Below are 8,034 nucleotides of genomic sequence, written 5' to 3' on the forward strand. Positions count from 1 at the left end.
GCTCGGCGACCTGTGCGGGGTCGTCCTTCCGCGAAGTGCCCATCCGGGTGTCGTCCGCCGTCCCCGCCCTTCGGAAGAACTCCGTTTCCGTCGCGTCCGGCATGAACGACGTGATCGTCACGCCTGTGTCCCGGACCTCCTCGCCCAGCGCCTCCGCGAAAGACTGCACGAACGACTTCGCGGCGTTGTGGACGGGCTGGAAGGGGCCGGGCATCGTCGCGGCGACGGACGACCTGCTCGCCGCCCCGGTGGGTGACCTGCCCTTCCCCGTCGTCGGGCCCGGACGCGCCTCAGTCCTGTTCCGTGACCGTGATCGCGCCGCGCGGGCAGGCGAGCGCGGCCTCGTAGACGGAGTCCGCCTGCTCGGGGCCCGGTTCCCCGCACACGACGAACGCCAGGCCCTCGTCGTCGGTCTGGTCGAACACTTCGGGGGCGATCAGCACGCAGGTGCCCGCCCCGCAGCACTTCTCCGGGTCCACCGTGATCCTGAGCATGGCCCCGCCGTCACCACTCGACGGGGAGTTCCGCCACGCCGTAGACGATGGCGTCGTAGCGGAAGCGGATGTCGGCCACCGGCACCGTGGGCCGGATCCCGGGGAAGCGCCGGAACAACCGGTCGAAGACCACGGCGAGTTCGAGACGCGCGAGGGAGTGGCCCAGGCACTGGTGCGGCCCGAATCCGAAGGCGACGTGGTGGCGGGCGCCCCGGGTGACGTCCACGGTGTCGGGGTCGGGGAAGACGTCGGGGTCACGGTTGGCCAGGGACAGCAGCGCGATCACTCCCTCGCCGGCCCGGATGAGCGTGCCGCCGATCTCCGCGTCGGCGACGGCGACGCGGGTCATGCCGAGCTGCATGACGGTCTGGTGGCGCAGCAGTTCCTCGACCGCGTCCGCCATGGCCGCGGGGCCCCGGGTGGCCTCGGCGAGCTGGTCGGGGTTCTCCATCAGGGTGAGCGCGCCGAGACCGATCATGTGGGCGGTGGTCTCGTGGCCGGCGGCGAGCAGCATCCAGGAGATGGTGACCAGCTCCTGGCGGCTGAGGCGGCCCGGCTTGTACTGCTGCTCGACGAGCACGCTGATCAGATCGTCCTCCGGTGCCTTCTCCTTCTCGGAGATCAGCGCGTCCAGATAGGTGCTCAGACCCGCTTTGGCCGCCGCGAACTGCTCCTGGTCACTGGAGCCGTCGAAGAGCGTGTTGAGGTAGCCGCCGAAGGTGGCGTGGTCCTCGTGCGGGACGCCCAGAAGACCGCAGATCACACGGGAGGGAACCGGATAGGCCAGCTCCCGCACGATGTCGGCCGGCGCGCCGTGGGCGGCCATCCGGTCCAGGCAGTCCTCCACCACCTGCTCCACGAAGGGACGCATCGCCTCGATCCGTTTGACGGAGAACAGCCCGGTCAGCATGCGGCGGTAGTGTGCGTGCTCCTCGCCGTCCATGCGGATGAAGGTGCCCTTGAGGACCGGTTCGACGGGCTTGGGGTAGAGGTGGGGGAAGCCCGGACGGCTCATGTCGGAGCTGAAGCGCGGGTCGTCCAGGACGGCCCGTACGTCCGCGTGGCGGGTCAGCAGCCAGGCGGTCTGCCCGCTGGGCAGCGCGACCCTGCTCACGGGGGCGGTGGCGCGCAGCTCGGCGTAGCGCCCCGGAGGGTCGAAAGGACACGTGCGTGCCGTCAGGGGGAATTCGAGACTCACTGCGTCCTTCGTCATCCGTCGTCCGTCCCTTCGGGTGTCCGATCGGCTGTGAGGTTAGGCGCGCGCCCTCTTCCCCGGCTGCTCAATACTGAGCAACGGTGGCTCAAATCACCTGTGTCGGCCGGTCGTTGACACCCGACCGAGTCGTCGGTTAGGAATCTGAAGCGGAGGCCGCCCTATCGGACGCGGGTCCTGTGGGGGCCGTCATCCAATGCGTCCGCGGCCTCTGCCGCTTGTGGGAGGGCAAACCAACTCGGCAAGAACACAAAGAGAGTCCGGCACCGGGCTCACAGGCTCGGTCGACCGGTTCAAGAATCTCAGAGCCACGGGGGATTTCTTGACTGTGACTGCCACTCACGTCGACCAGGGATTCCACTCTTCCGTCCAGTCCGCTCTGCAGCGGATCGGGACCGGGACATCGATCACACGGGTCCCTCGCGGGAAACTTCTGTACGCGGCAGGAAGCCGGGACAGCAACGTCTACCTGGTCCTCGACGGATACGTCAAGACCACCACGGTGTCCATATCCGGAAAGCAGTGCCTGTTGGGCATACATTCACCGGGAGATCTCGTCGGGGAATCCTGTTTGCTCAACAGCGAGCACTACGAGAGCGCGACGGCGATGACTCCCGCGACCTTGCGCAGGATTCCGCAGAGCAGTCTGCTGAAAGCGCTCGACGACCAGAATCTCTACGGTGACTTCCTGCGGCTGCTGACCCGGCGGCTGTGCGAGCAGCAGCAGTTCATCACTCATCTGGTGACGGACAACTGCGAGCAGCGCCTGGCTTTCGCGCTGCTGCGACTGGCTCGGAAAATCGGTGTACAGCAGCCGGGCAGCCGGGTGGTGATGACTCAGCGCCTCACCCAGGAGGAGCTGGCCGGAATGGTGGGCACCACCCGGTCGCGGGTGGGTTTCTTCCTGAAGAACTTCCGCATGCGCGGGATGCTGGAGCCGGGCCCCGGTTCCCTCATGACGGTGAACATCCCGGAGCTTGTGAGGTTTCTGAATACGCGCGATTGAATCCCCGGGGTTCTCCCGGGGCATCCCCGACCGGGCCGGCCCAGTGCTGCTCCACATAGGCGAGGCATTCGCCACGGACCGCCGGCCCGTGGACGGTCCTCCAGCCCCGGGGAGTCCCGGCGAAAACGGGTTGCAACGCGTGCTGACCCAGATCGTTGACCACGACGCAGAACTCCAGCTCGTCGTCCTCGAAAGGGTTCACTGCTCCTCCTGGTCTTCTTTCTTTCCGGCGGTCGCCTCTGCCGGACAGCGCGTTCAGCGTTGCGTCTGCCGAAGGGCGGAGAAGAGGATGCTGCTGTTGAATCCCCCGAATCCGAATCCATTGGACAGAGCGTGGGAGACGTCGGCGGGCACGGCCGCGTCCCCGGTGAACTCCGCGCCGCGGACGTTCTTCGGCGGCCTGCCCGGAGTCGGGTGCAGGAAGCCGCCGCGCATCTGGACGGCGACCGCCACGGCTTCCACCACCCCGGCCGCGGCGAGGCAGTGCCCGGTGAGGCCCTTGGTGGCGTTGACCCACGGGCGTCGGCCGGTGTGAGCGAACACCTCGTCCAGAGCGGCCAGTTCGGCGGCGTCTCCACCGGGGGAGCCGGTGCCGTGGGTGTTGACGTAGGTCACCTGGTCCGGTCGTACGCCGGCGTCGCGCAGCGCGCCCGTCATCGCGGCGGCCTCGGCCCGCGGGTCCGGGGCGGCGGAGCCGGTCGCCGCGAGCCGGGCGTGCACACCGCCGACGCGGGCGTAGCCGGGCACCCGGCGGCGGCGCGCCGAGGTCTCCGACTCCAGCACGGCGCAGGCCGCCGCCTGGCCCGCGACGAACCCGCTGTGGTCGGGGTCGAAGGGGGGCGCCGCGGGACCCGGCGCCATCGCGCCGATGTTCAGGTACGCCTGCCGTTCCACGTCGGACAGCTCGGTGAGCGCGCCCACCACGAGGCAGGCGTCGGCCGCTCCGGAGGCGACGAGCCGTGCGCCCTGCACCAGGGCGAGGTTGCCGCTGGCGGAGGCCGCCCCGACGGTGCACCCCTCCCCCTCGATGCCGAGCACCTCGCTCAGCACGCCCACCTGATCGGTGTCCTGGAGGCGGAGCGCGGACCGCGGCGGCACGAACCTCGGCTTCTGTGCGTACCGGGTGGTGAGGGCGGCGAGTTGCCGTCCGGTGAGGTTGTTGCCCGCGACCACGAGGCCCACCCGGTCCGGCGCCGGGGCGTGTTCGTCCAGCCGGGCGTCCGCCCACGCCTCCAGTGCCGCGGCCACGGCCGCGCGCACCGCGAGACAGGAGCGCCCGGTCGTCCTCAGCGCCCGGTCCACCGGCAGGCCCGGGCTCCCGCGCAGCGCCTCCAGGGCGCGTTGCGGCGCGTCGTCGTCCAGGTCGGCGCGGCCGGGCCCGCCGTCCGCATCCCGCCGTATCCCGCACCGGCCCTCGCGCAGGGCGGCGGCGAACGCGGCGGGGTCGTCGGCCACGGCACACAGCACGCCGACCCCGGAGACCACCACCGGCTCCCCCCGCATCAGCGGTGCTCGCCCATCAGCCGCGCCAGTTCCTCCACCGTCGCGCCGGAGGTGAGCTTCTCCAGGGGCAGGTCGACGTCCAGCTCCTCCAGCACACCGGTCAGGATCTCGGCCCGGTCGATGCTGTTGCAGCCCAGCTCGTCCAGGGTGCGTTCGGGCACGATCCGGGCGGAGTCGATCTCCGGTACGACGGCCACCGTGTGCCGCCGTATCGTCCGCAGGATCTCGTCGTGGGTGAGGCCCGTGGTGTCGCTCATCGCGCAGTGGTTCCTTCCGCGATCCAGTCGTAGTGGCGGTGGTGGTCCTTCACCGAGGTCAGTGCCAGCAGGCGGCCCCGGTCCGGCACCCGGTCCAGAAGGTCCTTCCAGGCGTACGGGTCGATGTCGCGGTCCGCGACCGGTACCAGGCTGCTCGTGCTGTGCGGGAGCAGTTCCTCGTACTCGGCGAAGGTGAGGTCGGCGCGGCGGTCCAGCCGCCCCGCGATGTCCATGGCGGCCAGGGTGCCGGCCGCCGTGTCGCGCACGACCCCGCTGAAGAACTCCGAGGAGCAGCCCGACCCGTAGGAGAACAGTCCGGCCCTGAGCTCGCCCTGCGGGCGCAGGGTGTCGATCGCGCCGGCCAGCGCGAGGTACAGCGAGCCGGAGAACAGGTTGCCGACGACGTCGGGATAGCACAGCGACGGTGCCACGCGCCGGGCGAAGTCCTCGTCGATCCACCGGCGGTCGGCGGGGCCGGCCGAGGGGCCGTCCGGGGCGCCGAACTCGCGCATCAGCCTGCGGTGCGCGGCCTTCACCATGCCCGAGAACGGGGTGTGGAAGACGAGCAGGTCGAAGGTGCCGGTCACGTCCGCCTCCGGGACGCGTGCCCGGTAGTCGCCGTAGGCGCCGACCAGGCATTCCAGATAGGCGAGCAGGGACCGGTCGACGTCGGCGATGTCACGGTCGGGGGTGGGCCGGGCGGTGTCCTGGACCTCGAAGCTGTGGGCGCCCGTCGCTCCGGGGTCGAGGGCCAGCACACGGGGTTCCTCGCCGACCAGCAGGGCCACCGCACCGGTGCCGGTGGCCGGTTCCGCGTAGGAGGCGCGGGCGTCGGCCAGTGCCACGTCGGTGGCGATGACCAGCGCCTTGGCGCCCGGTTCGGCGGCCACGTACCCGGCCGCCAGCCGCAGGGCGGCGGTGGCCGCGAAGCACGCCTGTTTCGCCTCCAGCAACCGGACGGCCGGTGACAGCCCCAGGTGGGCGTGCACGTAGGAGGCGACGGACTTGCTGTAGTCCAGCCCCGACTCGGTGGCGGTGATGAGGAAGCCGATGCTGTCCCGGTCCTCGGCGGAGAGCCCCGCCAGCAGCGGCGCGGCGGCGTTGACGGCGTGGGTGACGGGGTCCTCGAAGGGCAGCGCCACCGAGCGCGCCGCCATGCCGAGGTTGTCGAAGCGTTCGGGGTCCAGGCCCCGCCCGGCGAACAGGTCGCGCGCGGCGATCCTGGCCAGGCCGCCGTACACGTTCATGGCGTCGATGCCGATGGGCCGGTCGTTCACGGTCGCCTCCCGGTGCGGTCGAGGAACGCGGCCAGCAGCCGGTTCACCTCGTCGGGATGGGTGACGCACGGGAAGTGCCCGGCGTCGGGGATCTCCTCGTAGGTCGCGTCGGGGATCAGCCCGTGCATCAGGTGGGCGGTCTTGAGCGGGATGACCGAGTCGTGGCGGCCCTGCACGAGAAGGGTCGGTACGGAGATCTCGGGAAGCCGCTCGCGCAGGTCCGGTTCCCCGGCGAAGAGGTCGAGGTAGCGCAGCCCGGTGCGGGCGTCCATGCTCTCGCTGCGCAGCAGGAGCTCCGTCAGCCGGTCACGGTCGCGGGCGATGCGCGGTGAGCCGGAGCCCGAGACGATCCGGTCGAGGTCCTCGGCGACCACCCGCTCCAGCCGGTTCACCCCGCCCTCGCGATTGGCGTACCGGAAGGAACCGCAGATCAGGGTGAGGGAGGCGGTCCGCTCCGGATGGCGCAGGGCGAAGGCCTGGGCGAGCAGTCCGCCGAAGGACGCGCCGACCACGTGCACCGGTCCCGTCGTCCCGAGCCGGTCGAGGACCTCGGTCCTGCTGTCCGTGATGCTCGCCAGGCTCAGGTCGGTGGGGGCGGTGCTGGCGCCGACGCCGGGATGGTGGACGACGACGGTCCGGTAGCGCCCGGACAGCGCGCGGAACTGCTCGGCGAAGACACCGGCACCCATGTTGAAGGGATGCATCAGCAGGACGACGGGGCCGTCGCCGGCCGCGAACACCTCGACGTCGCCGTCCGGCAGCCGCACCACGTGCCGCTCCACCTCCGGCACCGCCTCGGCGAGCAGCTTGGCGTTCTCGTCGGCGGGCGCGTACCCCTCCTCCAGTTCCTCCAGGATGTCGCGCGGCACGGCGGGCGCGGCCGGGGACCGTGTTCCGCCGCCCACCGGCCGGTAGACGGCCCGTGCCGGGTCGCTGCCCGCGTCCTCCCCGTCGCCGGCCGGCACCAGGGCGGTCAGCGGCGGCGGGGAGAGGAAGTGCCGGGACAGCCGCCCGGCCAGGTCCGTGATCCCCTTCCGGGGCCAGCCGACGGGCACCGCGAGCCGGATCAGGCCGTCGTCGCCGAGGTGCGGGCCGCCGCGGACCCCGGTGTGCGCGAACAGCCAGGCCAGCACGGACGGGACGGGGTGGGCGAGCCCGGCCGCGCCCGGTACCCGGCGCGCGTCCAGCAGGACGCAGTGGGAGCCGGGGACGTCGACCACCGGGGCGCCCGCCGAACGCAGGGCCTGCCGCAGGGTGGTGACCGCGGCCAGGCGGCGCCGTACGAGCTTGGCGACACCGTCCAGGTCGAGCAGCGCGCGGCGGAGGGTGCGCCGCTCCAGCAGCCCGGCCCAGGGTCCGCGGGCCGCGGTCTCCTCGCGCAGCAGGTCCGCGTGTTCGGGCAGCGCGGTGGCCACGAGGCCCCCGTGGTGGACGCCGAAGTCCTTGCCGGCGCTCAGCGTGACGGCGTCGGCCTGCGCGAGCAGTTCGCGCGCGGCGTCCCACAGGCCCCGGCCGCGCATCGGCTCCTCGCCCTCCACCACGGCCGCGGCGTTCTCCAGCAGCCGGGTGGCGTCCAGCACCAGAGGGACGCCGTGGGCGCGGGTGAGGTCGCGGACCGCGCGCAGCCGTGCGAGGGACAGCGGCAGGCCGCCCGCGGCGTTGCAGGTGAGTTCGAGCGCGACGAAGGAGACCGGCGTGCCGGTGTCGGCGAGCGCGGCGGCCAGCGCCTCCGGGTCCACGTCGGCGCCCGCGCCGCCCGCGGGGAGCCGCTCGGGGTGGAATCCGCCCGCGGCGAGGCTGCGCAGCCAGGTCGGGAAGAGACGGTTGTGCGGAACGCGCCCGCGGACGCCTGGCCAGCACCGGCACAGCAGTTCCTCTGCCTGCCGGCCCGACGCCGTCGGTATCACCGTCGGGAACGGAAGCCAGGGCAGGTCGTCCCACACGTCGTCACCGTCGAGGGACGACTCGGACAGCGTGCGCAGCCGTTCGGCCATGAACGGGTCGGCACGCTCCGACCAGGAGTCGGTCACCAGGTCGAACGGGACGTCGGAGAAGGACAGCCGGAGAGGGTTGCACCCGTGGGCGAGCAGCGTGGCGGCGTGGGCGCCGGCCAGGGAGGCCGGGCCGGCCGGGGTGGGCGGCGCCGGCGGTGCGGCCGGTCGCGGGGGGTCCTGCCGGTCGGGGGTGCGGACGGCCCGCGCGGAGGGCGCGTCGCCCCTCCCGCGGCTCGAGGAGGTGGCTGCGGCGGGGGCCGGAGGGGACACGGAGGGCCCGCTCGGGGCGG

General features: G+C 72.2%; 8 protein-coding genes and 1 pseudogene. 1 reads left to right on the top strand and 8 read right to left on the bottom strand.

The features are described 5' to 3' along the window. From RIM90_RS15935 to RIM90_RS15945, 3 genes and pseudogenes are all read right to left on the bottom strand, one after another. A pseudogene (locus tag RIM90_RS15935) lies at nucleotides 1–232 on the bottom strand (SDR family NAD(P)-dependent oxidoreductase); the annotation flags it as partial. A gap of 58 nt (nucleotides 233–290) precedes the next feature. Next, entirely contained in the window at nucleotides 291–494 is a 204-nt protein-coding gene (locus RIM90_RS15940; RefSeq protein WP_309061368.1) for a ferredoxin, read from the bottom strand. A 10-nt stretch (nucleotides 495–504) separates the two neighbouring features. Next, nucleotides 505–1,707 carry a cytochrome P450 gene (locus RIM90_RS15945; RefSeq protein WP_309061369.1) on the bottom strand — a complete coding sequence of 401 codons (1,203 nt, stop codon included), beginning with the start codon at nucleotides 1,705–1,707 and terminating at the stop codon, nucleotides 505–507. A 196-nt stretch (nucleotides 1,708–1,903) separates the two neighbouring features. On the opposite strand from RIM90_RS15945, the gene RIM90_RS15950 reads away from it, so the two are divergent. Then, entirely contained in the window at nucleotides 1,904–2,713 is an 810-nt protein-coding gene (locus RIM90_RS15950) for a Crp/Fnr family transcriptional regulator (protein ID WP_309061370.1), read from the top strand. Here the strand turns inward: RIM90_RS15950 and RIM90_RS15955 are convergent. From RIM90_RS15955 to RIM90_RS15975, 5 genes are all read right to left on the bottom strand, one after another. Continuing rightward, the gene (locus tag RIM90_RS15955) at nucleotides 2,661–2,915 is read right to left on the bottom strand and encodes an MbtH family protein (RefSeq protein WP_309061371.1); all 255 of its coding nucleotides are present in this window, start codon (nucleotides 2,913–2,915) and stop codon (nucleotides 2,661–2,663) included. The genes RIM90_RS15950 and RIM90_RS15955 overlap by 53 nt on opposite strands. A gap of 53 nt (nucleotides 2,916–2,968) precedes the next feature. Then, on the bottom strand, nucleotides 2,969–4,198 hold the full coding sequence (locus RIM90_RS15960; protein WP_309061372.1) for a beta-ketoacyl synthase N-terminal-like domain-containing protein: 1,230 nt from the start codon (nucleotides 4,196–4,198) through the stop codon (nucleotides 2,969–2,971). A gap of 17 nt (nucleotides 4,199–4,215) precedes the next feature. Next, nucleotides 4,216–4,473 (bottom strand): phosphopantetheine-binding protein, encoded by a 258-nt coding sequence (locus RIM90_RS15965; RefSeq protein WP_309061373.1) that lies wholly within the window; start codon nucleotides 4,471–4,473, stop codon nucleotides 4,216–4,218. Then, nucleotides 4,470–5,750, bottom strand: a complete 1,281-nt coding sequence (locus RIM90_RS15970; RefSeq protein WP_309061374.1) for a hydroxymethylglutaryl-CoA synthase — start codon at nucleotides 5,748–5,750, stop codon at nucleotides 4,470–4,472. Before RIM90_RS15970 ends, RIM90_RS15965 begins: the two co-directional genes overlap by 4 nt. Then, a partial coding sequence (locus RIM90_RS15975) for an alpha/beta fold hydrolase (protein WP_309061375.1) occupies nucleotides 5,747–8,034 on the bottom strand: 2,288 nt, incomplete at its 5' end. The genes RIM90_RS15975 and RIM90_RS15970, both read right to left, overlap by 4 nt.

The sequence above is a fragment of the Streptomyces sp. genome (genome assembly GCF_031181555.1).
Classification (GTDB): Bacteria; Actinomycetota; Actinomycetes; order Streptomycetales; family Streptomycetaceae; genus Streptomyces; species Streptomyces fimbriatus.

Coding starts and splice junctions, on each gene's coding strand:
- RIM90_RS15940 (WP_309061368.1), bottom strand. CDS start 494: ATGCTCAGGATCACGGTGGACCCGGAGAAGTGCTGCGGGGCGGGCACC.
- RIM90_RS15945 (WP_309061369.1), bottom strand. CDS start 1,707: ATGACGAAGGACGCAGTGAGTCTCGAATTCCCCCTGACGGCACGCACG.
- RIM90_RS15950 (WP_309061370.1), top strand. CDS start 1,904: ATGCGTCCGCGGCCTCTGCCGCTTGTGGGAGGGCAAACCAACTCGGCA.
- RIM90_RS15965 (WP_309061373.1), bottom strand. CDS start 4,473: ATGAGCGACACCACGGGCCTCACCCACGACGAGATCCTGCGGACGATA.